General features: G+C 65.0%; 11 protein-coding genes. 3 read left to right on the forward strand and 8 right to left on the reverse strand.

Annotated elements, in window-relative coordinates; genetic code table 11:
- Nucleotides 1–119: 119 nt before the first annotated feature.
- From AC5Y7D_RS02330 to AC5Y7D_RS02355, 6 genes are all read right to left on the reverse strand, one after another.
- A complete protein-coding gene (locus AC5Y7D_RS02330; RefSeq protein WP_499921113.1) occupies nucleotides 120–1,295 on the reverse strand; it encodes a serine hydrolase domain-containing protein in 1,176 nt (391 codons plus the stop codon).
- Complete coding sequence (locus AC5Y7D_RS02335; RefSeq protein ID WP_499921118.1) at nucleotides 1,292–2,767, reverse strand: biotin carboxylase; 1,476 nt, start codon at nucleotides 2,765–2,767, stop codon at nucleotides 1,292–1,294. The genes AC5Y7D_RS02330 and AC5Y7D_RS02335 overlap by 4 nt, the downstream gene beginning before the upstream one ends.
- A 187-nt stretch (nucleotides 2,768–2,954) precedes the next feature.
- Nucleotides 2,955–3,986: a Gfo/Idh/MocA family oxidoreductase gene (locus tag AC5Y7D_RS02340; RefSeq protein WP_499921121.1), complete on the reverse strand. Its 1,032-nt coding sequence runs from the start codon at nucleotides 3,984–3,986 to the stop codon at nucleotides 2,955–2,957.
- Nucleotides 3,983–5,068: a saccharopine dehydrogenase NADP-binding domain-containing protein gene (locus AC5Y7D_RS02345; protein ID WP_499921125.1), complete on the reverse strand. Its 1,086-nt coding sequence runs from the start codon at nucleotides 5,066–5,068 to the stop codon at nucleotides 3,983–3,985. The genes AC5Y7D_RS02340 and AC5Y7D_RS02345 overlap by 4 nt, the downstream gene beginning before the upstream one ends.
- Nucleotides 5,065–10,554: a non-ribosomal peptide synthetase gene (locus AC5Y7D_RS02350; protein ID WP_499921131.1), complete on the reverse strand. Its 5,490-nt coding sequence runs from the start codon at nucleotides 10,552–10,554 to the stop codon at nucleotides 5,065–5,067. The genes AC5Y7D_RS02345 and AC5Y7D_RS02350 overlap by 4 nt, the downstream gene beginning before the upstream one ends.
- Nucleotides 10,551–19,694 carry an amino acid adenylation domain-containing protein gene (locus tag AC5Y7D_RS02355; RefSeq protein WP_499921135.1) on the reverse strand — a complete coding sequence of 3,048 codons (9,144 nt, stop codon included), beginning with the start codon at nucleotides 19,692–19,694 and terminating at the stop codon, nucleotides 10,551–10,553. Before AC5Y7D_RS02355 ends, AC5Y7D_RS02350 begins: the two co-directional genes overlap by 4 nt.
- A 389-nt stretch (nucleotides 19,695–20,083) precedes the next feature.
- Between AC5Y7D_RS02355 and gjpA the strand changes: the two genes are divergently transcribed.
- The 3 genes from gjpA (at nucleotide 20,084) to AC5Y7D_RS02370 (ending at nucleotide 23,163) form a co-directional block, all read left to right on the forward strand.
- Nucleotides 20,084–21,445: an outer membrane porin GjpA gene (gene gjpA / locus AC5Y7D_RS02360; protein WP_499921139.1), complete on the forward strand. Its 1,362-nt coding sequence runs from the start codon at nucleotides 20,084–20,086 to the stop codon at nucleotides 21,443–21,445.
- A 172-nt stretch (nucleotides 21,446–21,617) separates the two neighbouring features.
- Nucleotides 21,618–22,442 (forward strand): class I SAM-dependent methyltransferase, encoded by an 825-nt coding sequence (locus AC5Y7D_RS02365; RefSeq protein WP_499921142.1) that lies wholly within the window; start codon nucleotides 21,618–21,620, stop codon nucleotides 22,440–22,442.
- A 37-nt stretch (nucleotides 22,443–22,479) separates the two neighbouring features.
- A complete protein-coding gene (locus AC5Y7D_RS02370; protein ID WP_499921145.1) occupies nucleotides 22,480–23,163 on the forward strand; it encodes a GAP family protein in 684 nt (227 codons plus the stop codon).
- Nucleotides 23,164–23,180: 17 nt separating this feature from the next.
- Here AC5Y7D_RS02370 and AC5Y7D_RS02375 read toward each other — a convergent pair whose 3' ends face one another.
- Nucleotides 23,181–24,953, reverse strand: a complete 1,773-nt coding sequence (locus AC5Y7D_RS02375) for an ABC transporter ATP-binding protein (RefSeq protein WP_499921147.1) — start codon at nucleotides 24,951–24,953, stop codon at nucleotides 23,181–23,183.
- Nucleotides 24,950–26,662 carry an ABC transporter ATP-binding protein gene (locus tag AC5Y7D_RS02380; RefSeq protein ID WP_499921151.1) on the reverse strand — a complete coding sequence of 571 codons (1,713 nt, stop codon included), beginning with the start codon at nucleotides 26,660–26,662 and terminating at the stop codon, nucleotides 24,950–24,952. The genes AC5Y7D_RS02375 and AC5Y7D_RS02380 overlap by 4 nt, the downstream gene beginning before the upstream one ends.
- Nucleotides 26,663–26,777: the final 115 nt, after the last annotated feature.

Consider the following 26,777-nt stretch of genomic DNA (forward strand, 5'->3'; position numbering starts at 1 on the left):
GCGGCCGGGCCGACCCGGACGCATAGCTTCCCGAAGGCATTGGAGCGATCGGCGCAATTCAAATGCCGCCTGCAACTCGCGGCACCGCGGTCCCCGCGCCAGTCCTATCGGGCGCCGCGCTAAGCACCCGCATTTACCAATTCGCGTGCCACCGCATCGAATGCGCGCAGGGTGGCCACCATGTGCGGCTCGTGAGAGTGGGGCTGGGTGGACAGCTTGGCGGCGACCACCTCGGCGGTGCGATTGACGTAGATCATCTGACCACACATCCCCAGACACAACAGGACGTCACTGCCCGGGTAGGGCAACCACACCTGATTGCGGTACATGCCCCCGGGCAGCTCGTTGTTATCCGGGTTCCCGGCAAACGCCTGACGGGAGTCGGGGCCACCCTGCAGCGTGTCGGCGATCCACGCCGCGGGCACCACTTGCTGTCCGGTCAGCGAGGTGCCGTCGCATAACAACAGCGTGCCGAACCTGATCATGTCGGCCAGGCATGCGCTGATTCCGCCGTCGAACAGACCGGTGCCTGAGGTGTCCACGCCTATGTTGGCGTCGCGTTGGGCACCGATGCGGCCCCACACCAGCTCCGACATCAGCTCAGGCATCCGCTGGGCTCCGGCCACTTCGCAGATCCAGCCGAGCACGTCGGTCTCACACGAGCGATATTCGAAGGGTCCGCCGTGCGGCGACTTCCGGCGCAACGTCAGCAGGAAGTCACGCATCGTGGCCGGGGCGTCCGGCCGGTTCCTGGGTGCCCACCCGATCGCCTGATCGAGCAGGTGGATGTCCGCCGCCGGGTCGTCGTAGTCCTCGGAGAACGCGATGCCCGACCTCATGTCCAGCAGATGGCGCACCGTCGCACCGGCGTAGCCGCAATTCGCCAGAGCGGGAACGAACGCCGTGACCGGCGCGTCAAGCTCGATCGCACCGCCCGCGTGCAGCGCCCCGACGACCGTGGCCACCAACGACTTGCTCACCGAGAACAGCAGGTGCCGGGTAGCGGGTTCCATGCCGTCGAGGTACTCCTCAGCCACCATCGAACCGCGGTGGGCGACCGCCCACCCGTCGGTAGCGGTGGTGGCCATCACGGTGCCGACGGTGGTGATCACCTCGTCGGGACGGGTCACCCGAATCTCCGCCAGTGCAGCACCCGCCGCCGGCAACGCCGCGACCGGCCCGGCGCCGCGCGAGATCGCGGCGGTCGGCACGAAGTCTTCGACGTGCTGAAAAGACCATCTTGCATAGGGCTCGGACAGCCAGTTGCCCAGCGAGATGCCCGGCGGGGCGCTCACGCTCGCGCGACGAGCCGAGAGACGATCGGCGCGGCGGGCGTCAGAGGCGTTGAGATGAACTTCGCTTTCATCCCTTTGACCCAGCGCTGGCAGCGCTCGCTCAGCTGGTAGTCGTCGGTCTGCAGGTGTCCACGGGTGACGAGCACGCCGAGTTGAGCACCCTCGGAACGCAAGTCCCCAGGCGCCGCGACGCGCATGTAAAAGGCCTCGGAGCCGTCGAGCAGTGTGGCCCAGTCGTTGGCGGTCCGCGCGAAGGAGACGCGACCGTCGTCGTCGATGCGCCACACCCCGGTGCGCGGCGTCGCGGTGAAGATCTCGATTTCCGGCGAGGTTTCCGTGATGATCACCTGGCCCCAAACTTCGTCTTCGCCATAGCCCCGCTCCCACCGAGAGTTGATCTCGTCGATGTCGAGCTCGTACTCCACGTCCATGTACTCGAGCAGATGAAAGAGGAACAGCGGCATGTCGGCGTAAGCCTCGGTGGTCAGGTTGGTCATCGGGCTGGCGCCGGACAGGCGCGGATTAACCTCGCCGAGGTAGAGCTCGTCGGAGTCGAGGTCATGCAGCAGGTCCACTTCGAAGTAGCCGAGGTACCCCTCGCGCCGCATGACGTCGCCCAGCTTGGTCACCATTTCTCGCGCGGCGCGGGTCTGGGCCGGCGGCAACACCTCGTGCCAGATGTCATTGCCACACCAGCTGCCCCGGCTGGGCGTCAGCTCTGAATATCCGACGAGGCTCGTCATCGCCGGTCCGACCACGGTGCCGTGGCGGGTCACCGAACCTTCAAGGCACACCTCGACATTGCGGATGCGCTTCATGACTTTGAGGTCCTGCCCGACCAGGTTGCCGGCGTGCTGGTCCCAGTCTTGCTGACCGTGCACGAAAAACGTCCCACTGCCGGCATTGCCGTACGCGATCGAGATGACGAGATCATCACCTAAACCCGCGTCCTGCGCGAGCGCCAGCAATTCGTCGTAGGAGCCGGCCCGCCCGATCGTGTTCGGCACGCTCGGTATACCCGCGTCGTTGGCCAGCCGCGTCATGACGATCTTGGAGCCCAGTCGCTCGCGCAGCTCGATGGGCGGATGCATGACCTGCAAACCCGCCGACCGCGCCAGGGCCTGGATCTCCTCATTCATCATCACAAAGCAGCACTTGCCACCGGGACCTTTGCCCGCGATGAAGTCGAGCGTCTCGGGATCGGACAGCAGGTGGCTGCACACCTCGTCCATGGAGTCGAAATCGCGGCGGTCTCGTCGCCGAGGCACGAACACGCGCGAATGTGTGCCCTCAAAAGCGTCGTAGTACGTCAGATAGAAGAAGTTTCGTATCCAGCGGTCGACGCCCAGCAGGTTGAACGGGGTCGGCGAGATGAAATACAGCGGCACGGCATTGGTGTGGAAGAACGCCCGCACGTCCGACAGGCCGTTCAGCGGGCGACGGGGCTCCGAGCCGCCGGCGGACCCGGTCACGCGATCCGAGCTGTCGTCGACGGGTGGGCAGCGGGGGTGGAATCTCTTAGCTCCATTTCTAAAGTTTGACCCCGCCCATGGCAGCGCGATCGTGTGGGGTGTCCCGCCACGCGGTCAAAGGACCGGACGGGCAGGTCGCAGCACGTCTGGTGGCCGGCGCCGGCCCGCATTGTCCGAGACGGGGCGCTTAATTCGCGACACTCAATTCCGCGGCTGAGACGGGTGTGGCCGGTTCGGGGTCTATCAACGTCACCGGACCCAGTGCCGAGGTGAAGTCCGACCACAACCGGGTCGACCGAAGGAGCCGCTGCGAAATCATGATCGCCGAACGATCAACGGAATCCACAAACTCCGCTGCCGCCAGCCTGACCGCGTTCGGCCACAACTCGTTTCGTATCTCGGCCGCGGTCGGTTCGAATTCGACGCCGACCGACTCGGCGACCGGCACATCCGCTGCCCCGGCTTGTGGGTGCGGGCGCCGATGCCAGCGGGTCGACCCGTGGGTATGGGCGAGAATCAATTCTCCGGCGTCGGTTCCGACGGTGATGGCGTGCATCAGGCGGGCGTAATTGTCGGGGTCGCTGGCGCAGAGTTCGTTCTGTACCAGCAGGTCGACGGTGACGTCGCCGAGAATCAGGCGCCCGGCGACGAACGGGCTCGGTCCACGTTGCTCGGGCACCATGATCTGCGCAGGGGTCAGGGGACCGACGACATGACCGAGGATGGTGAACAAGGGGTAGGCGACATGGATGGAAGAACGGGCGTGGACGTAACGGATCCGCGCAAGTTTGTCGAGCGACCTTGCAGCACTGATGAATTGGCGCATCGGCGCGATGCGGCTGTAGAAGTCGTTGACGGCGTAGAGCACTCGATTCTTCTTGGCAACCCGCAATAGGGACAGCATCTCGTCCGGGTGCACGGGCTGTTCCTGCATCACATGGATGCCACGGGCCAGCAGCTGCTCACAAATTCTGACGCCATCGCCGCCCACCACGCCCGAGCGCACCACCACGAACGCCACGTCAACCTGCGGCAGACCATCGAGATCCGTGTAGAGGGCGATGCCGAGGCGATCCGCCAGCGCCGCGGACGCCGCGGATCCGGTCGAGACCACTCCGATCAACTCGACCGGTGAACCAGACGCGGCCAGCGCCTCGGCGTAGATCGCACCGAACGTCGCTCCGACCACGATGGCCTGCGGGCGGCGCCGAGTACTCACAACGAGCCTTCCTCGATCACCGGCAGTACCGAGTCATCGACCCACGCTATCTCGGCCTCTGGCACAACCGAGGTCAGATAGTCCATCACCGCGCGAGGCTCGTCGACCCTCCAGAACGGCCGGACGCCTGGCGGCAGGTTCGCGATGTGTTCGGCCGCGAACGCCGCCGCAGCACCGGTGACGCGGTAACTGTCCGGACAGCTGAACGCGACGGTCGTTGCGCCGACGCTGCCGACGATCGCGAAGTAGGGCCGGCGACCGAACAAGTCCAGTTTGGCCGCGGCCAGCGCAGCATTCAGGTCGGTGGTGTGACGCCGTTGATCGTCGAGCGCCAGCAGTTGCATCGCCCGGGTGGTGCGCACACCATCAAGTACGTTCATCCACAACACCTCTGTGAGGCCCAGATGGGCTGCCACAGAGATGGTCTCGGCGTCAAGGTGGGGGTGGACGGTGGCCGAATCCGAAAAGTATTGCATTGGGGCAGGTTGAATGTCGGAGCGTGCGACCCGGTGGATCATCCCTTGGCGCAAGGCTGCACCGGGATGACTGTGCGGGTCCCCAAGGGCGGCCAGGTACTCCAGCACCGACGCAGACGTCAGGTGCTGCAGCCCACCGCACCATACGGTGATGCCGTCGTTGTAATCGGTTCGGTGCAGTGCAAGCACACGCAGCAAGACTCCTGAGATGCCGGGTTGAACACCCGCTTGCAGCACGGCTGGAACGTCAGGCGCTGCCGCCGTGAGACGGTCCGACAGCGCTCGGTCTCCACCGGGGTCGACGTAAGGTACCCCGGCAGCGATGGCCACGCCGGCGACCATCTCGCTTAGACGGTGTGAGGGGCCTGCGCAGTTGATCACGACGTCGTAGCCCGGTACCGCAGCGGTGACGGCCGCAACATCGGTCAGGTCGACACAGGCAACCTCCACCTTGCCTGATCCCGAAGCCTCAGCGGCCGTAGCCACATCGCACAGCGACCTCTCGTCCCGCCCGGCGATCACCAGCGACGTATCCAGATGTCGGCTCAGGACGTCGAGGCAGCTTCTTCCCACGGCACCGGTGGCACCGAACAGCAATACGTTCACGCGTTCGCGACCCAGCAATCCACCAGCATTTTGGCGACGGATTGAGCGTTTTCGCCAGTCAGGCAATCGAAGTGGGTGCCGTCGATATCACTGATCGTCAGATCCCCCAGGCAGTAATCGGCCCAGAACGCAGTCATGTCTTCCTGCAGCGTCGGCAGGAAGTGGATGTCGCCTCGTTGCCGGAGGAAATGGATGTCGCCAAGGAAGGGCTCGGCCGCTCCATGCACCACCGCCCGCAGGCTGTGAATGAAGATCGACCTCAGCTCGGTGAGCGACTCGACGTCCCATCCCGGCCCCAGAACTCCCGATTCGGCCAGCAGCTTCAGCCGTGGTTCCCCGGCATCCACGCTCCGCTCCAGGCTCGCCGCCAGGACAGGTTCGGCAGCACTGCGCAAGGCTCCGGCCGGAATCACGTCGACGTAGCGCGCCCTGGCTCGGGTGAACGCCCCACGCACCGCTTCATCGTCTACCTGCATCCCAAGTATCTCGGGTGAGACACCCAGTATCTGCGCGAAGCAGTAATCGAGGATGTCATCGTCTTCGACATCCATGGGCACCCGGTAGGAGCTGACAACAGTCACGGTGCCGACGTCGATGGCGGCCTCTTCCAGACGTTTTGCGATCTCGGCCGCCAGCAACCCTCCCATGCAGTAACCGAGCAGGTGAACCTTCTTCGGTGCCAGAGCGATAATGGGTTCGCTGTAGCGGGCGGCCAAGGTGGTGAACAACTCCGCAGGCGGGATCTGGGAATACCCATCACCCGGCACCCGGCGCAGCCCGTACAAGTCCGGTACTCGCTCTCCGGCCGCCCGCAGGTGCGGGGCTAGCTGGTCGTAGGGAGCCAGCCCACCGCTTCCGTCGTGCACACAGATGGTGATCTCGGATCCCGGGGTAAAGCCCTCCCCCGCACCGAGATACACCAGCGGCGACTCCAATCCACCGACCGCTTGGCCGGTTCGGTCTGCCGGGGATTTCAGCGCAGGCCGCAACACTGCGTCGGCCGCCGCAACCAACGTGGGATTGGAAACCATCGCGCGCAGCAGATCGTCCCAGGCCAGAGCGGAGGCTTCGGTGATCTCGCGGCGAATCCGGCCGATCGCTTGAGCCATCAACAACGAGTCACCGCCAAGGGCGAAAAAGTCTGAGGTAGGCGAGATCCGGCTCACATCCAGCCCCAGCACCGATGCCCAGATTTCGGCGATACGAGACTGCATGTCGTCCAGAACACCAGGCTCACCAGCCGCCTCGCTGCCACCCACGCGGGCCGCGGAGCGGAGCGCTTCCAATTCTGCTGTCACTACGCTTCGGTCAATCTTGCCGTTGGGTGTCAGTGGCAGCGTTGCCAGCGAGATCAGCTGCTGGGGGACCATGTAACTCGGCAGGACCCCCCGGGCAGCCTCGATCACGTCCAGCGGCCGCAGCGCGCGGGCCGGGGATGCCGAATCACACCAGAACACATGCTGGCCCAACAGTGCCAACGGATGATCGGGCGGCGGGAAGCTGTAGACCGCGCCGAACGGTGACCGCGCAAGGGCCTCGTGCCATTGGACGTAGGTGAGGAAGGCTGAGTCGGTGCCCAGGCGCGCATCGGTAAAGCCGTGTAAGCCTTCTTTGAATTCCATCGAGATCATCAGTGGATGGTTGACGGCCGTGGCGTCGATGAAAGCCAATGACCCGCCGGGTGCCAGAAGCCGGTGCAACCCAGCGAGCGCATCGTCGATGTTGACCGCGTTGTGCAATACGTTGGCACAGACGATGGCGTCGAACGAGGCGGGGGCAAGACCCTGCTCCGCAGGCTGCCGGTTGATGTCGAAGATTCGGTAGTCGATGAAGTCGTGTTCCGCGAACAGGTTTCGGGCCCGCGAGAGGAAGAAGTTCGACACGTCGGTGAAGGTGTAGTGCACGGGATAGGGCGCGAGTGCGGTGACCAGCCCAACGCTGGTGCCGCCCACCCCGGCACCGACCTCCAGGACCCGCAGTGGCCGCTGCGAAGTCGCCTGGCCGGCGCGGGCGGCTCGCGCGGTGAGTCCGGCCACCACGAGTTGGTTGGTATATCTGCTGACCAGGTTGTCCCGGTAGGCGGCCGTTGCGGTGTCGACGGTGCCCTCGGGGAAGAGCAGCTGAAGAGGATCGACGGCGCCTGCCAGGAGGCCGGGCAGATGGTGGATGCATTCGCCCACATACGCCAGCAGGTCGTCGCCATAATCGACCTCCGCACCTAACTCCCGCACCCGTTCCCATTGTGTTTCACAATCCGAAAGTTCATATCTCTCAGTGAGTTCCAATTGTGATCCCGGATGCCAAGTCACTCGGCCGTCAACGGCCAATGCGTCAAGCCAGCGGCGGAGCAGGCGCTGCAACCGGTCGGGAAGCGACAAGCGCTGAGCCAGTACGTCGACGGTGGTGCGTTCACCCGGGTGTATCGCGAGGCCCAGCGCCGCGCACATGCTCATCAGCGCGACTTCACGGGCGGCCGAGGCGAACGCGAGTAGCTGCTCAACCTCGAGACTCTCGGTCTCGTGCCGGTGGGCCTTGCTGAGGTCGCGCAGGACTTCGGCTGTGCTGCATCGCCGCTCGGTCTGCTCTTCGGGATCGGCGGCATCGGGGACCACCGCCGCGGCCAGGATTCGATCATGGCGCGTGTCGCCGATAGCGGCGCTTACCGCGGCGTGCACGCCGGGGAGGTCGGACAATGCCGCGTCCACTTCTGCCAATTCGATGCGGTGGCCACGAATCTTGACCTGGTTGTCGCGGCGGCCGAGCAACTCGATCACGCCCTCGTCGGTAACTCGACCGTAATCGCCGGTTCGATACAGCCGCTCACCGGAGACGGGATGGGTGATGAATGCGGCCGCGGTGCGCTGCGGGTCGCCGAGATACCCCTGCGCGAGGCCCACCCCACCGATATGTATTTCGCCGACCTGCCACCTGGCAGCCGGCTCGCCGCGGTGGGTAAGGACGTGCACGCTCTGATTGCGCATCGCCGTGCCGTACGGGACGCTGCGCGCATATCGGCGTGCTTCCATTGGATGGCAGATCGACCAGATGGCCGCCTCAGTTGCACCACCGAGACTCAGCATCGAGGCTGCGGGCGCCAGCGCGGCGATCTGTTGCGGCTGGGCCACTGGAATCCAGTCTCCGGACAAAATGATCCATCGCAGCGTCGGCAAGGTCTGGCCTTCACCGGCCTGGTCCAGCAGCAGTTGCATCTGGGCTGGAACCGAATTCCAGACGGTGACGCGATGTTTCGCCATCGCTTCGAGCCAGGACTGTGGATTGTTGCGGCCGGCGTCGGCGGCGAACACGAGGGCGCCGCCGACGGCCAGCAGTCCGAAGATGTTGTAGACCGACAGATCGAAGGTGTGCTGCGAAACGGCGAGCACGGAGTCGGTCGCACCGACACCGAGGCGGTCGTTGACATCGTTCAGGGTGTTCACCGCGGCGCGGTGGCTTGTCATGACGCCCTTGGGAATTCCGGTCGAACCCGACGTGAATATCACGTATGCCGTGTCATCCGGCGCCGGCGCTGTGCGCTGCCGCTCAGCCGTGGCGCGGGGCGACCAACACGCCGGATCGGCGAGCAGGTCGTCGATGCGTCCGCCCGGCTCGCACAGTGCGGCCAGCGAACATTGCTCGGCAATTTGTGCAATCCGGTGATCGGGCCACATCACGTCGAGCGGTACATAGGCTGCGCCGACCAGAACGGTACCGAGGATCGCCGCCACCTGACGCCGCCCTTCGGGCAGGCGGATCCCGACATAATCACCGGTGCCGAGATTCGAAAACTCGGCGGCGACCGCAGATGCGGCGGCCAGCAACTGGCCATAGGTGGTGGCCTCATCGCCGTGCCAGATAGCCACCGCGTCCGGTGTCTCCGCCGCTTGGCGGAGAAAACCGGCATGAAGCAGCGCGTTATCGTCATGCTCTGGCACTGCAGCGGGTTCGGGTGCGACGGCCGGCAGCACCGGACGGTCCCATGCCGCGGCATCACCGCTCAACGTCTGCAACACCGTACGGAAGTCGGCGAAGGCAAGGTCGAGTACCTCGTCGCTGATTCCCTCGTCGCGGCTGTCCCAGTTGATCTCGCAGCCGCCGTCGATCTCGAAAATCTGGCAGTCCAGCAACACTTGGGGTGTCTGGCTCAGGCCGTGGCCCGGTATTGGCCGTAGGAAAGAGGAGTTAGCCCCGACGTCTTGCCGGGCAGCGGCACCCAATGTCGAGGTCAGGACCACCGGTGAGTGCTCGCCCCTGTTCTCGTCGCTCCGGGCAAGCATGCGTGCCACCTCCACGCCGCTGACGGCGGCGTGATCCATATCGTCGAAGAGGCGCGCCCCGATCGTCCGCAGCAACTCACTAAAGGTGTGCTGCCCACGCACATCGACTTCCAGCGCACTGGTACCGGTGAAGTCACCGACCAGCCGAGCCACGGCCGCGGCGAATGGGAACCGGGTCATCGTCGTCAGCGTCAGCAGGAAGTGGTCGCGGTCGCCGTAGCGACCCAGCACGGTGCTGAATGCCGCCGTCATCGCCACACTCGCCGTGGCGCCGTGCGCGGTCGCGTAGCGGGCGAAGGTGGCGAATTGCTCGGCCGTCAGTCGCATCGAGCGCCGCGTGAAAGTGGGCGCGAGCGTTCCCGACGAGCCAGTGTCCGTCGGCGGCATCGGCAGTGAGATCGGCGGCGGAAGCTGCTCGAGCCGGCGGTGCCAATAGTCCAGGTCGCGTTGCCGGCGGGTTGATCCGGCGACGGAGTCACGGTGCCGGGCAAGGTTAAGCAGGTAGTCACGAAAACTGAAATCAACTGGCGGCGGGACATACTCGGGGTCGAGCAGGCACTGCCCGAAGTCCGTCATGAGGATGAATATGCTGACGAAATCGGCAATCAGCAGATCGACCGACACATGCACCACGGTGTCGTGCGGACCGATGGTGACCACGATGTCATACATCGGACCTTCACCGAGCGGGTAGGTGCGGTTCCTCAGCTCCTCGGAGGTACGTGCGCGCACGCCGGCGATGTGCTGCTCGTCGGGGCTTTCGTGGACCTTCAGGCCATCCGGCAGGTCGGGGCAGATGACCTGGTAGCCATCTGGATACACCACACAGCGCAGCATGTCGTGGGTGTCGACTACCTTCTGCCAGGCCGACCGATAGTCCTGCGCGACCGGCGTGGCGTAGCGATAGTCGACGGCGAACTCCGCATAGCCGTGACAGCCGACGCCGCCCCAGCGAAATGCCGAGGTGCGGCCGAGTGAGTATGCGGCCTGAACATCGGTGAGCGGGAATGGCTCGAACCGGTCCCCCGGTGCCCGCAGCAGCTCCGCCTCGCGGGTCAACTCCGCGATGAGGTCTGCTTTGATGGCGGACAACTGGGCTTTGAGTTCCGCATCCAGGACACCTTGCGGTGCCCGGAAGCGCAGGTTCTCACCGTCCACCCAGAGGCGTACGCCGGCGCGTCGCACCTGGGCGATCAACTCGGCCGCACTCATAACACACCCTCTTCAACGCCGTCGTCACCGGCCGCATCAGTCGTCGCGGCGGCGGCCACAAGTTCGGCGGCGAATTCCCCGAGCACCGGGTGCTCGAACAAGAGCCGCAAGGTCGCCGTGGCCGACACCTCCCGGCTGAGCTGCTCCACCACCCTGGTAGCCGTGGCCGAATCACCGCCGAGCAGGAAGAAGTTGTCGCTGGCTTGAACCCTGGGCAAGCCGAGGGCGCCGGCGCAGATTCGCAAGACCCGATCGGAGAACTCATCGCCAGTTCCCAGGTCCGGCTGCGTGGCTGCGGGGGTGGGCGCAGTCGCGGCGGCAACCATGCCGTCGACCATCAGGTCGAGGTAACGTCTGGCGTCGCTTGCCGGAATCGCTTGTGTGACATAGTCCCACGACAGCGACAGCGCGCCGGCTCGCTCCCACATCTGGAAGTCCAGCACCGTCTGCGGGGTTTGCGAGAGTCCGTACACCAACTCACCGAATGCGAACGATGACCGGCTTGACGTGTCCACCAAGCCGAGTCCGCTCGTGAAGACCACCGGATATACCGCTTGTCCCGGTATGCCGTGGTGATGCAACAACTCGCGCTGCAGCCAGACCGCGTCTGCGGCTCGATGTGGCAGGTCGGTCAGCAGTTGGCGCTGCAGGCTTCGGGCCTGTTCCCATATCGACGCATTCGGATCGACACGGCACTCCAGCAACAGCAACGAGGTGAAATCCCCGATCACGTCGGCGATTCCGGATACACCGGGATCGCGGTCGAAGAGGGTGACGTTGACGCAGAAATGCGTGTCGCCGCCCCACTGTGCCAACACTCGCGCATAGTTGGCCAGCAAGAACGATGCCGCTGTGACCCGCTCGACTCGGCACCGTTGGGTGATCTTTCGCCAATCATTCTGCGCGACAACGGCGGTTGCCCGTTCGAACACCGGCTTGTCGATATCCAACAACAGCCCCACGTCGGCAAGCTTCGGCGCCCGAGGCAGTGATGGCAGCCGCGAGCGCCAGTAGTCGCGGCTGGCCGCCAGCGTGGGCAGCTCCGACTCGTCAGCGCCCGGCCACAATTCGGGGTGGCTACCCACATACCGCGCGAAAGAGGTGCGCAACGGTGGCAGTCCATCAGTGCTGCCAGTGCGGTAGAGGTAGTCGAGTTGCCCAAGGGCGATCATCATGCTGGTGCCGTCCAGCATGATGTTGTCCATGCTGATGCCGACGATCGTTCTGCCGTCTTCGGTGGTCTCGATCCCGACATCGATACCGGGTCGCGTGAGCACGTCGATGACCTGGTTGCGCATCCGCGCCCGCGCGTCGTCACAGTCGGAGATCACGGGTTCGATGGGCACGGGGTGGACCACGGCGCGGCGGGCCGAGGACCCGCCGGTCACCGTGGTGCGCAGTCCGGGGTGATACGAGATAAGTTGACGCACAGCCGATTCGAACCTCGGTCGATCGAGGCCGGTCGCGTCGAACTCGAAATAGCAGTGTGCCGCAACGCCGCTGAGCAGGAAACCACCCTCCCGCCCGGCCAGATACGCCTGCTGGACAACGGTGAGGGGAAATTCGTTGTCGTCGAAAGCCGGCGCAGTGCTCGGCACCGGCGCGACCCGGGCCGCATCCGGGGAGCCGGCCTGTGCGACCAACTCACCGAGAACCGGATAGTTGAACAGGTCGACAAGAGCCAGCCCTGTGAAGCCGGCGGCCCGCAGATCGGCATAGACGCGGGTGGCCACCAAACTGTCGGCGCCAAGCAGGAAGAAGTCGTCGTCAGCGGTGGGCATCGGAATGTTCAAGTGTCGCTGCCAGATACCCGCGATCGTGGCCAGCACCGACTCGTCGACCGATTGCACCCGCACCGTTGCCGACGTTGCGGACTGAGCACGTCCGGCCCGCCGGGCCCGCGCACTGCCCTGCCGGCGGGCGATGATGGTCAGACCCGGACCGTCCTGAGTCATCTGCGCCGGTTGCCAATGGTGTTCTGCCACGAATCGCCACCATTGGTCGGCCGCCCGCAATGACTCCGATTCAGGCGAAAGTAGATTGGGGTTGAGGACCGCGGCGCTGGCCAGGGTCGCCGAGGTGATCGCACAGTTCTCGGCGATCCAGAGCCACCCGCCATCGGCCACACTGAGGACCTCGAGCACCGGCCCCGGATCCAACAGCTGATGCAACGAACTACAACAGATCACCACGTCGGCTTCCACAGCCGCCAGCTGCTCAGCCGACGCGAAGTGTCGCACGGGCGTGTCGATCTGCCTACCAGCGGCGATCTGCGCCAGCACCGCATTGGGTTCGAAGCACACATACTCATCGACCACCGCGCCGACCATCTCGGCGACGCGTTGAGAAATCAAGCCGGTACGGGAACCCACTTCCACGATTCGCAGCCGACGGCCCACCTGGCGAGCATGGGCGAAGATCCGTTCGGCAAGATCGTCGAGCGCCTCCTGCAAGCGGTCCTCGGCGAGCAGCATCGCTTCCGGCGCTAGCTGCGGGTCCCCGACCAGCGTGCGTGCCGATGCCGCCCCGGTGACGATGTCGGCAAGTCTGCGCGCCGCGCGTTGGGGATCCGGCCCGCCCGCCGCAGCATCCCCCTGCTGCTGCCACCGACGGAGCAGGGGCACGTACTCCGGACGGACGCGGCTGGCGTCGCAGAGACGCGCCGCCGTGGCGATCACTGCGCTCGCCCAGCCCGCGTCAGGAGGCTGCTCGGGCAGGGCCCGCCCACGGGATGTGGGCACCACCGCGCCCGTGTGCCCGGCGTAGCGCCACACCGCCTGTTCGAACCGCGTGAAGGCGGCGGTCAGTGGTTCGTCGTCGATGATGCCTTGGGCCGTGTCCCAGCTGACCCGAATGCCGCCGTTGTCGTCCTCGACCTGGCAGTCCAACCACACTCCGGGAGTCTGGGTCAAAGTGCTGACCTTCGACAGTTGCGCCGTCCAATACGGGGCGAGACCAACCGTGCTGGTGAATACGACCGGGTAGCCCGGCGACCCGGCGGCGCGCAGCGTGGCCAACAGTCCGGTCGCGTCACTGTCGTCGGAGATCGCGCGCCACAGTTCGGCCTGAGCGGTGGTGACCGCGTCCGGCGAGCCCGGCGCAACCTCACCGTAGTCAACCTCGCACAGCGCCAGTCGGGTGAAGTTGCCCAGCACTTCACGCTCAACGGGTGCGTAGGCCGGGCGGTGGGTCTTGGGAACCACGACCGCGAATCGCTCCCCGGCACCTATTGAGGAGAGCGCATCGGTGAAGGCCTCGAAAACCAAGGCGGTCGGTGTCACCCGTAGTTCCGCTGCGCGATCGCGCAGTGCTCTCGCCTCATTGGGCCCCAGAGAGAAGCTCGACCGCTCGAAGATCACCCGGGTCGGGGGGCCGGCCGGGTGGGCCGCCACCGGCAGCGTCGGGGCCGGCACGCTGTAATCCTGGCTGTCCCCCCGGTCGCCGCCGTGGCTTTCGGCGGCAAAGCGCGCGAAAACGTCTGCCGTTCCATCGACTTGGCGAAGCCGCGGGGTCTGCTGGTAGTCGGCGATGATGATCGCGAGGACCGTCGCCAGGCTGCGGGCGTCCAGGCTCAGGTAGTTGATCAGCAGGCCGACATACCGCGACGAGCCGGACAGCGCGAAACACTGGACGACCGGGACTGCTCGCGGATCGAACTCCGCGGCGGCCATATGCTGCATCAAGGCCTGCGGATCCGCGCCGGCGACGATGTTCACCACCACCGGTGGCGCCTCACCGTGCACTCGCTGATCGGTGTCATCGTCCAGCGCGCAGCGCAACACGTCGAATTCCGCGACACAGTCGCTGACCACGGCGCCGAAGCGGTCCAGGTCGACACGGCCTCCGAGTTGATCGGCCGCCAGAACGATCGAGAAAAATGTTGGTGCACGCGATGTTCCGTGTAACCCGGCACTGCCGAGCACGTACGCTTGCTGCAGCCGAGTGAGCGGGAAGGCTCCGTCCCCCTGCCTGGGACCAAGACCGGTCTCGTGGTCATGTGGTCGCGCACCGACGAGGCAGACCGAGCTGAATTCACGCAGGGTCTGGTGTCCGAGAAGTTGCCCGACGTCGGCTCCGATCACTCCCCTGGTCTTAAGCTCGGCGGCTACCTGCGTCGCTCGCAGGCTGTCACCGCCATGGGCGAAGAAGTTGTCGTCCCCGCTCGTGATGGCGCTGCCCAGTACCGAAGACCACACTTCGGCGACCAACCGTTCGACCGCATTGAGCGCGGTGGCGGACTGTCCGTCCCTCGCCGAGCGTCCGAACGCCTCCACTTCCGTGGTCACCCGTCCGCGATCAAGCTTGCCGTTCTGCGTGAGCGGCAACTCTATGCAGGGCATGATCACTCGCGGAATCATGTAGTGCGGCAGCCGTTCTGCCAGGTAATCCTTCAGCTCGCCCGCCGCTGTATCGGTGAATCCCGCGACACCGCGATGGCAGACCAGGAAGGCTCCCAGCGCCGTGTTGCCGTAAATCGGGACCACTGCAGCGTTCTCCACCACCGGATGCTCACGCAGCACGTGCTCGATCTCACCGCATTCCACCCGGTGGCCACCAATTTTGACCTGTGAATCGATCCGGCCCAGGAACTGCAAGGTTCCGTCGTGCCAGTAACAGCCCAGATCACCGGTGTGATACCAGCGGATTCCGTTCTCGTCATATGAGAATCGCTCGGCGGTCAAATCCGGGGCGTTGTGATATCCCTTCGCGACGCCTGCCCCGCCTATCCACAACTCGCCCGCCACATAGTCGGGACGGTCGTGACCATCGTCATCGACGACTCGAAACATCTGGTTGCACAGCGGGTATCCGTAGGGCACCGACACCCATTCGGGATCGAGGTCGGCACCGGGCGGTAGGACGAACTCGTTCGACCAGATCGCGGCCTCGGTAGCACCACCCATAGCGACCAGGCGGGCCCGAGGCGCGGCGTGATGCAGCCGCTTCGGCATATCCAGCGGAATCCAGTCACCGGAGACAAACACCGACCTCAGGCTCGGCAGCACGTCGCGGCCTCCACCCGCGGCGATCAACAGCATGTCCAGCAGCGCCGGGACCGAATTCCACACCGTGACCATGAACTCGTTGACCAACGCGTTCCAGTGGAATGCGTTGCGGCGGGATTGTTCGGAGATGGTCAACAGACTTGCACCGCAGCTGAGCGGGCCGAACATGTCATAGACGCTGAGGTCGAAATCCATTGCAGATACTGCAAGTACTACGTCGGTCGCGCTGATCCCGTTGCGGCGGTTGATGTCCACGATGGTGTTCAATGCCGCCGCGTGCGACACCAGCACCCCTTTGGGTTCACCGGTGGAGCCGGATGTGTAGATCACATAGGCGGTGTCGTCGGGGTCGACGCGAATCGGCTCCATCGCAACACACTCGATCATCGACTCGAGGTCATGAAGCAACGGCCCCGCGGAAACACTGCTGTACTGCGTCTCTTTCGAGCGAATCAGCCCCGACATTCCGGAGCTGTTGCAGATTCTGGCGAACCGATCAGCAGGCTGATCGACTCCGACCGGGAGGTAGCTGCAGCCCGCCATCAACACGCCGAGTGCGGCCACGACCTGGGCTGGCCCCTTGGGCAGCTGTATCCCGACGATCGAACCCGGGGCGTGCCGTTGCATAAGCACTCCAGCAACGCGACGGGCGTGATCGTCGAGCGCCCCGTAGGACAACTGCGAGTACAGTTCGGCGATCGGGTCGCGGTAGACACCATCTTCGAATTCGCCTGCCGCCCAACGTAACGCGACTTTGGACGGCTCACTGTGCGCCTGTTCGCGAAACGCGTCGAAAAGCAAACCCGCCGGCCGCGCCGCGGTCGTGGCATTGCGCCGCTGACGCACCAGTCGAGAATGCTGCGGTAGCCCGATGACCGCCGGGGTCGACCAGTCGTGGCTGCCGAGCCCTTCCAGAAGGCCGACGTAGGCGTCGAACATGTCCGCCAAGACGCCGGTCGGAAAGCAGCCCGCGCGGTAATCCCAGGACACGACGAGACTGTCGGCTACGACGCCCACCTGATTGTCGATGAGCACCTGCGGAGTCATCGAGGACACCTGACCGACGGCACCGAGAGTCTCGACATCCCGTGGCGGCAGGACCGTGGTTTCTCCCGCATAGGTGAACACCACCGGCGCTATACCACTGTGTCCGGTGCCGGCTTTCAACTGCGCCGCGAGTAGCTCGGTGGATTCGGGTGCAGTCAGCGCGGCACGCAGTCCCTGCTGTGCGCCGTGGACCCAGTCGGCAACGGCAGTCGGTTCCCGCAGCACACATCGGTAGAGATGCGTTCGGGTGAAATCACCGATTATATCGGGGATACCGGGCGGGCGTCCGAACGTGGTGACATTGACCAGAAAATCCTCGGCGCCGCTCCAGTGGCGCAGCACCAACGAGTAGGCGGCCAGAAATACCGCGGCACGGGTGACGCCGTGCGCCCGGCAGCATTCGTCCAGCCGCACCATCGCGCTGGTACTCAGCGTGTGTTGCCGGCGCAGGAATGCGATCTCGCGCTCTTCGGTCCACGGCAGCTGCGGACATTCGGGTAGTGGTTCGACCGAGGTTGTCAGCAGCGCCGAAACGGACTGGACTGCGCTGCCCCGTTCGCCTAAGTGTGTTGGCAATGGAGGCAATTCGTCGCCCCGGTAGAGCGCGGCCAGGTCGCTCAGAAAAATCCCGATACTGGTCAGGTCGGCGATGATCAGGTTGATCGCGAAGTGCAGGACACAACCATCAGGTAAGCGGGTGAGTTCGACACGCCACGTGTCACCCCGCTCGATGTCGAAGTGGTGCGTGCGCAGCCTGGTGCGCACCTCGTCGAGGTGAAGTCTGTGCTCGGTGTGGGCACCGCGGGTCAGATCGTGCACCGGCACCGGAGCATGCAGTTTCTCCGGGGCGATGTGACCGCGATCAGGGTCGGGAAACGTGCTGTGCAACATCGGATGTCGACGTACCAGCGCGTCGAGCGCCGCGTTGAGACGCCCCGGGTCGATCGCGGCTCCGGTCAGTTCGAAGTAGGTTTGACAGCCCACGCCGCCCAGCGGTTGCTCGGTGCTGCGGCCGATCCAGTAGGCGCGCTGCAGCGGTGTGGTTGCGAAGGTGTCGGTCGCAATATCGCGCGGGACGGGCGACTGGCTAGTCGGAGCGGCATCGAAGAGCTGCTGCCAGTGGCGCAGTGTCGGTTCGGCATACAGGTGACCGAAGTCCAGATGCCGTGACCGCGTGAGGGCCCATTCGACAACCTGAGCGGTCATCACCGATGTCAGGCCCAGTGCGATCAGATCAGTGTCGCTGTCGAGGTCATGCACATGAACGCCCAGCAGGGCCGCAACGCACGCTGCCAGCTCGGTCGCCGGCGGCCGCGCGTGCGACGGACCAGACGCGATCGATGCCTCATAGACGACATCGAATCGTCCGGACTCGAGCATCCCCAGAGCCTTGCGACGCCTGATTTTCCCGGACGTCGTTCTGGGAAGCACGCGCGGACGGACCCAGATGATGCGTTCCGGCGCGGTCTGATGCGCCGACAGAATCCGCCGCCGCAGCACCCGACTGATATCGCCCAGATCTTCGGCAGGATCCGCGGTTTCCGCGATCAGCCACCAGCCCTCTGATGCCTCGGGCTGGACGGCGCAGGCGCCGCCGCTGTCCACTCCGCAACGCGCTTCTTCGACCGTCGACTCGATGTCGTTGGGAAAGTAGTTGCCGCCGCCCACGATGATCAGATCGCGATAACGACCGCAGATGTAAAGCTCACCGCTGCTGAAGAAGCCCGCATCTCCGGTTCGCAAATAAGGGCCCGCGCCGTCTGAGGTGGTGGCTCCGAAAATCTCGGCCGTCGCCTCGGGCCGACGCCAGTAACCGTCCGGAAGTCCTCTGCCTCCTACCCAGATCTCGCCCACCTCGCCGTCGGGGACGACCGTACGGCGCTCGGGATCGACGATCCGCACGTCCCATCCCAGCGTGCTGTCGCCACAACTGACCAGCGTCCGGGTGCGCCGTGCCTCCGCCGACGACGAAACCTCTACCGCGCGGCCACGATTGAGCTGCTCGGAATCGAAGCTTGCCTGCACCCACCGGCGCGGCTTGAGGGTTCCCGCGACGCCGAGGCCGGCCTCGGCCAGACCGTATTGTGGCACCAGAACGTCGTCTCGCAGACCGGCCGATCGAAATTTCTCCACGAACCCGCTCAACGTGGTCGGGCGCACCGGCTCTGCTCCATTGGTGGCCAGGTGCAGGCAGGAGAGATCCAGAGCGGCCACCGCCGCGTCGTCGAACGCATCGATGCAGAGTCGGTAAGCGAAGTCCGGCCCGGCGATCCAGTTCCCGCGCACGCGATCGACTGTTTCCAGCCAGATTCGCGGGTTGCGCACGAAATCGAATGGCGGGATGAGCGTGGCACTGCCGCCGGTCGTCAGCGCCAGCATCACGCCCCAGAAGATGCCCATGTCGTGATAGAGCGGCAGCCAACTGACGGTGTGGATGTCCTCATTGCGGTTCCACATCGCATCACCGCACACGCGTTGGTACATGACCGACTCATGGGTGTTGACAATGCCTTTCGGTTCCCCCGTGGAGCCCGATGTGTACTGCAGGAACGCGATGTGCCCGACGGGCGGCGCAGGACCGGCCGCCGGCCGTTGCGCGTCCGGAGCCCCGGAGTCCGGCGTGCGCAGGGCAAGACCACCCAAGGCGGGATCACGTCCGATCACATCGACGAGTTCGGCGCTGGTGTAGACGGCGGCCGGCTCGCAGTCCTGCAAGATGTGGTGAGCTCGGCGCAGAAACCGTTCGGGCGCGTCGACACCGGGCAGATACAGCGGCACCGGTATGAGTCCGGCCTCGAGTGCGGCGAGGAATCCGGCGACATAGTCGCCATCGCCGGCCTGTGCCATGACCAATCGCGAACCGCGCGGCAGGTCGGCGAACGCGCCGTCGCGGATCTGGCTCACCCGTTCCCACAGCCGCCGATAAGACCACACGTCCGTGCTGTCTGTCTGAACCATGCGCAGGGCAATCGCCTCAGGGCGTCGCTGGACCCAGTCCGCGATCACCTCGTTGATGCGGACACCGCCGATCGGCGCGTGTAGCCGGTTGTGCACGAACTGAGGCCTTTCGGTTTCGGGCGTCGCCATCCCAGTCGCCGCGGACGCGACCCCTATATTGCTCCGGTCCTGGCGGATTCCGCCCCCTCCCCCAGCGCTGGTCAAGGCAGGCGGTTCTGTCGCCATGGCACTGAGACCCCCCCTGACGAATCTTCCGACACAGCTCGGCAAGGTTTGACAAACCTAAGCTCTAGAGGCAATTTATAACATGAAAATCATGTTCAACAAGGACGCTCCTGCAAACGATGTGCAACAGGGCTCGACCCTAACGCTGCCCAGCAGCACAGTGGCAAGCCCTGACGGACCACGGCAACGGCGCTGACCGGTCCCGGCATCCATGCGTGACGACCTTTGAGACCCCTGTGGAACCTACGGTCGGCCGGCGGGCCACCGTCCCGAAGAGTCGAGGAGAGTGCGGAATGGCATTTGTCGTCGCAGCGCCCGAAGTGGTGCAGAGCGCGGCCCAGGATCTGGCTGGTATCGGTTCATCGCTGACCGAGGCCTCTGCGACCGTGTCGGGCCCTACCACGGGGATCCTTGCTGCGGCCCAGGACGAAGTATCGGCGGCGATCGCTTCGATGTTCGGTAACTTCGGCCAGCAATTTCAGGCTGTCAGCGCCCAAGCACAGGCGTTTCACGGTCAGTTCGTCAATCTGGTGAATGCGAGCGCCGGGGCCTACGTCAGCGCCGAGGTCGCCAACGTCCAGCAGACTCTGCTCGGCGAGCTGAGCGCCCCGGCCCGTGCACTTGGTGGAGACGTCCTCGGCGCTGTCGGCCGGAGCTTCGGCCCCCTCCAGGGGGCTACAACCGGTGCACCCGCTGCGGCACTGGCCCTGGACTTGAATGGCCTCGGCGCCATGGTCGCTCACCCCTACCAAGCGCTCGCCTCGACCACAGCCACCAATGCCCAGACGGTCTTCGCCGCCACCGGGCAGTCCCTGAACACGCTGGCCCGCGGCGCCTCGACTTGGTTCAGCTTGCTTGCTACTGATCCCGTAGCGGCTCTGGGCAACCTGCAGACCGCGGTGCAGTCCGTGGCAGTGATCGGCTCACCCACTGATCTCGGGTGGAATATGGTGCAACACACCCTCGGCGGTGTCACCCAGTTCAACCCGTCGGACACCAGCCAGCCTTCAATTCCGGTCAATAATGCCCACAACCAGATTTATGAAAACCTCGTCGGCATCGGCAGCGATTTCAATCCAGGTCCGGATACCGCGGTGTTGAAGGCGGTTGTTGATTTAGCCTCGTCACCGTTGTCCGGGGTGCTCATGGGCTTCGCGGGGCCATTCGTCAGTCCCGGCGTGGCACTATTCAACGAGGCTGGGGCTATCTTCGGCGATCTCACCGGTGGTAATCCGGCGGGCGCCCTCGCTCGGTTGGTTGGCACGCCCGCCACGGTGGGCAACGCCTTCTTCAACGGCGCCAACCTCGACATATCCCCCCTGGCACCACTATTCAACGGTTTCGTCAGTGCCGGCTCGGACGGTGTACAGACACTCACCGGCGGCAGCCTCGGCTTCGGCGGGCTGTTCAGCCCCGGGCAGGTGGTGTACGGTCCCGGCGGGGATACATATTACGGCGTCGGCGGCTCGTTCCTGAATTCCTTGGGTCTGGACTTCGTCTATTCAAGTGATGAATTCGTCGGCCCCACTCAACTGACCGGCAACTTCAATATCGCCCCGGCACCGGTGGGTCCGATCGGCGCCGTAGCGGGTCTGATAGACCTTTTCGGGAATGCATTGGGCGGCAGCCTGCTGCCGCCACCAGTGGAAGACTAGCTCGGACGCTGTTGGGCGGACCTTCTTGGTGGTATGCCGCCGAACGTTGTCCGGCCAGGCCGATCGTGGGTGTGGCTGGTGCTTAACTCGTTTGGGCCGGCCGGCAGTTGCGGGCGGCGGGTAGGTCGACTCGGACGAAGTGAGACCGAACGCATTCACGGAAGGTGGCTTGATGAGCGGGATGGCGCCCAAACTGGGCGATGTTCAGGAGACGTTGCTGATTCCGCTCTATGCGCGAGCTTGTGACGCGGCGGCGCGGCGATCGGTACTTGCCGATCGCCGCGCACGCGAACTTGTCGATGCCATCGACTACGACTTCACCAAGTTCGGCGGCTCGTCGTTGTCCGGATCGGTGTCTCGATCGTCGATCTTCGACGGCTGGGGAGCGCAGTTCTTGCGCGAGCATCCCGCGGGGACCGTCGTCGAACTCGGCACCGGACTCAACACGCGGTTCGACCGCCTGGACAACGGACAGGTCCACTGGTTCGACCTGGACCTGCCCGACGCGATCGAGCTGCGCCGCCACTTTTTCAGTGATAGCGAGCGCTGCAAGATGCTCGCCGGTTCCGTGCTCGACACCGATTGGTTCGACACGGTGGCAGCGTCTCCGGGTCCCTATTTGTTCCTGTGCGAAGCCGTGCTGATCTATCTCAGCGGCGAGGAAGTACGCCGCGTCCTCACTCAACTCGGTCAACGATTCCCGGGCTCGTTGATAGCCTTTGACACCGCAGGCCGGCGGATGGTGGACAAGCAGGATCGCAATCGCTCACTGGCGCAGGTGAGCGCTCGGCTTCGGTGGGTGTGCGACGATCCTAGGGAGATCGAGGGCTGGGGCCCGCAGCTTATCGACACCCGGACTCTGGCCAAGCCGCAACCCGAGATCGCCAAAACGTGGCCGCCCCAACGCCGCTACGGTATGCCGCTGCTGGCGCGACTGGCGCCGTCGATGGTCAACACCTACAAGTTCAACTTGTTCAGACTCCCGACAACGTCGTGATTTCCGCCCCTCCGGGCTTGTCACTCCGGGTCAGCTGATGTTTGCCCTCGTGATGACGCTGTCCGGGTTGGCGCTTGTCGAATCGCTCAACGTCCTCAACCTCGGCGCCACCTCGGCGATCGTCTACGACAGCCGACTGCATCGTCGTTCTCCATTTCCTGGCGGGCTGAGTTTCGTCGCCGGCCTCTTTGCGGCGACCGCCGCTCTCGGCGTCGCGGTGGTGCTCGGGGTTGACGTAATGATCACGGTCTCGTCATTCGAACTGACTCCGGCGCTGCGTTATTGGAGCGAGTTGATTGTCGGCGCCCTGGTGATCTGCTTCGCGTGCTATCCCGCCGCGGCCCGAAGATCCTCACCCCAATCGGCCTTTACTGCGGCGCGACAACGCCCGTGGCTGCTCGCGTGCGCCGGTTCGGCGCTGGGATTCGGCCAGGCGGCAACCGATGTGGTCTATCTGGGCGCGATGGCGATGCTCAGTACGCACCACCCGAGACCGTGGTTCTGGCCGCTGCTTGTGCTCGCCTACTGCGCTATCGAGCTCTTTCCGCCCTTGCTGTTGCTCGTGCTGGCGGCCAGGCGCACTCCACGAGCGCAACGCGTGCAACGCACGGTGATCCGCGTAATTACGCGATATGGGCCACGTTTGGTGCGCGCGATGTGTGTGGTTGGCGGGGTCGCCCTCGTCGTCGACGCGTTCCGGCACAGCCACTACCTCTGGTAAGCGCTCGTCGCACACGGCTAGGTCGCGTCGGAAGCGGCGATCGGTTCAGGCCGGAGCTGCCAGCCCTGCGCGCGCAGGCGTTCCTCCCAGAAGCGGGTGTATGTTCCACCGGCGCCGAGCAATTCGTCGTGTCGCCCCCGCGCGGTGATCCGTCCATTCTCCATAATCAGGATCTGGTCGGCGTCCATGACGGTCGAAAGACGATGTGCGACAACAACAACAGTGCGATCACGGGCCAGCTCGTAGATCGCGTCGGCCACTGCGGCCTCGTTGACGGCGTCGAGTGCGGCAGTTGCCTCGTCCAACAACACCACCGGCGCGTCCTTGAGCAGCGCGCGGGCTATGGCCACCCGCTGCCTTTCCCCGCCGGAGAGGGCCGATCCCCCTTCGCCGACCCGAGTTTCCCAACCATCAGGCAATCGGTCGATCACCTCGTCAAGGCGCGCGATCGCAGCCACCCGACGCAGGTCGGAGTCGGCTGCGTCAGCGTTGGCCATCCGCAAGTTGTCGGCGATGCTGCCATCGAAGAGATACGCGTCGTCGAAAACCTGCGCGGTCATCCGCGCGACCCTACTGGTCCCCAGTTCACGCAAATCGCGGCCGCCGAGCATGATGCTGCCGTCGTCGACGTCGAAGAATCGGCTGATCAGCCGCAGCATCGTCGTCTTCCCGGAACCCGACGGGCCCACGATCGCGGTGAGGCTGCCACTGGGGATAGTGGCATCGATGCCCTTGATCACGACTTCGTCCGTCCGGTAGCCGAAACGGACTCCGCTCAGCTCGATGTCAGCGCCCGCAGGCGCGACGTCACCATTGGGTTCGGCGAGTGCCGGCACGGCCAACAGCTCACGCACCCGCACGATCGCATCGGCGGTGACCTGGACATGGCCGGAAAGGTCGCCGAGTTGCGCCAGCGGATCGATCATCCGCAGCGTGATGATCAGCAATCCGATCATCGTCGGCAACGCCAACTCGCCGCGCAGCGTCAAGGCGACCGAGAGCGCGATGATCATCGTCACGACCAACTGCATGGTGCCGAAGCATGCGATCAGACCCCACGCACCGCGGACGGTCAGGCGGGACTGCGAATGCTGTTGGCGGGTAAGGGATTCCTCCAACGTCCCGAGCTCCCGACGGTTCAGGACACCGTAGGCGCGCAAGGTCGGCTGCAGGCGCGCGTATTCCACGATCCGCGAAGCGGTGGCACCGATGTCGTGCTCGTACTGGCCGTCATTGCGCGCCACGATGCCCATGTACATCCGCAGCGAGAGCGCGCAGAGCACGGCACCGAGAGTAAGGGCGGCACCGATCCGCCAGTCGAGGACATAGCTGCCGACGATCAGGGTTACCGGCGCGGTGACACCGACGATCACGTGGCGGAGCAGATGCGCGGGAAAGTCCGCGACGTCGACCGCGTCTTTGGCGACGAGCCGTCCCACCGGCCCGGTGCGATCGGCGCCGAACCAGCCGATCGGCAAGGTGGCCAGATGGTTTCCGATTCGGGTGTGGAACCCGGTCAGCACTCCAGTGCCGACCACGTAACCGAGCGAGGTGCTCCACGCCAGCAGTCCGTGATGGACAGCGACCGTCAGGGTGATCACCGCGATGCAGCGCCACAACTGGTCCTGGTGGGCAGGCCGGTCGAAGACAACCTCGATGAGAGCAACGACGAACAGGAAGCCGAGCCCCTGCAAAACGCCCTGGGCGGCCTGCAATGCCAGCATCGTGCGCAGCTGACGTCGCCCGCGGGCGTCGAGCAGATCGAGCAGGTAACGGATGATGATCGTCATCGGCCCAGTTTCAGTCGCTCGGCGACGCCGCGTTCGGCACTACGTTCCCGCTCCCACAGCTGCGCATAAATCCCGTTGTGCGCCAGCAGTTCTGCATGTGTGCCGGATTCGGCCACCCGCCCGCCGTCGAGCACGACGATGGCATCGGCTCCCCGGATCGTGTTGAGCCGGTGGGCGATCACCAGCACGGTTCGCCCTCGCGCAACTTCGCTGAGCGCCTCCTGAATTCGGGCCTCGTTTTCCGGGTCAGCGCTGGCGGTGGCCTCGTCGAGAACCAGAATCGGCCGGTCGGCCAGAATCGCACGAGCGATGCACACGCGCTGTCGTTCACCGGCCGACAGCGCCGCGTCTTCTCCCACCACCGAGTCCAGCCCCCGCAGAAGCGTGTCGAGCCTGGCCAGAATCTGGGCTTTTGCGGCGGCATCGCGTACCGCCGCGTCGTCAGCATCGGGGCGACCGAGGCGGATGTTGTCACGAATGCTCATCGCCGACAACAGGTGCGAGTCCTGGAAGACGAAGGCGACGTGCTGGTACAGCTGCGCGGGGTCGATGCTGCGCAGGTCGACTCCATACAGCTCGATCGCACCATCGCACGGGTCGTTGAACCGGGGCAGCAATTTGGCCAAGGTGGACTTGCCGGCACCCGACGGGCCAACCAACGCGGTGATGGTGCCACGTTCGAGGCGCAGGTCGATCCCGTCGAGCGCGACCGTGTCACCGTAGGTGACCCGTACGCCACGCATCCGCACCACCGGCCCAGCGGCGTGCGGGTTCAGTTCCACGGGATCATCGGGCGTCGGAAGCTCGGGGGTGCCCAGCAAATCACTGATCCCGCGGTACACCTGCAGCGCCGTGACCAGCGGGTGGACGGACATGAGCAGGGTCATCCACCCAGCCGTGATGACGGTACCGAAAACCAGGAATGCGACGAAATTCTCGCGCGGCAGCTCGCCATTGACCGTCAGGATCCCGCCCGCGGTCGCGACGACCAAGAGAATGCTCGGGGGCGATAGCAAGATCTCGGCGATGACGCCGGCGACGCTCGTGGACTTGGCCCAGTCGTAGAAGAAGTGCGCAAAAGCACGCGACACATCTTGAAATCGGCGACTCGCGGTGCCGGGGGTGCCGAACGCCTTCACCACACCGATGCCGTTCACGAATTCCACTGCGGCACTGTTCAGCCGGACCAGCCAGTCCATGAACTCCGGATACTTAGTTCCCGCGCCGGCCATCGCACGTTGGTAAGCGATGATCCCCGCGAACACCGGGAGCATGGTCGCCAGTGCCATCCGCCAGTCCAGAACCCAGAGGTAGACGATCGCTGCCAGCGGCGGTACCGCCGCTGCGCTGATTTCGACGATGGAATGTGCGACAAGCCGGTGCAGAGCCGCGACGTCATCTTCGACGGCCTTTTTGACGATGCCGGAGTTGCGTTCGCTGAACCAGCTCAGAGGCAGTCTGCTCAGTTTGACCAGAAGTTCGCGGCGGACGCGAAACGATACCTGAATGTCGGCCAGATGCGTCATCACCCCGGCGGACAGCACACCCAATTGCTTTACGGCGAGAGCGATGACGGCTACGACGACGACGGGCCAGACATTGGTGTCGCCCGCCAGCAGACGTCTAGTCACCTCCACGACCGCAATCAGCGGCGCCATCCCGGCCAGGGAACTGACCGCCGACAACATGGCGCAGGCAGTCAGTGCCACCCAGGCTGACTTGAGAATCGAGGGCGGCCGTCCAGGCGTTGATAATCCCCTTCGTCGTTGCACGCTCATCCTCCATCGCACCCGTCGTGTAGCGAGCTGCCCAGGCAATGCCCCG

The sequence above is a fragment of the Mycobacterium sp. NGS49 genome (assembly GCF_059812565.1).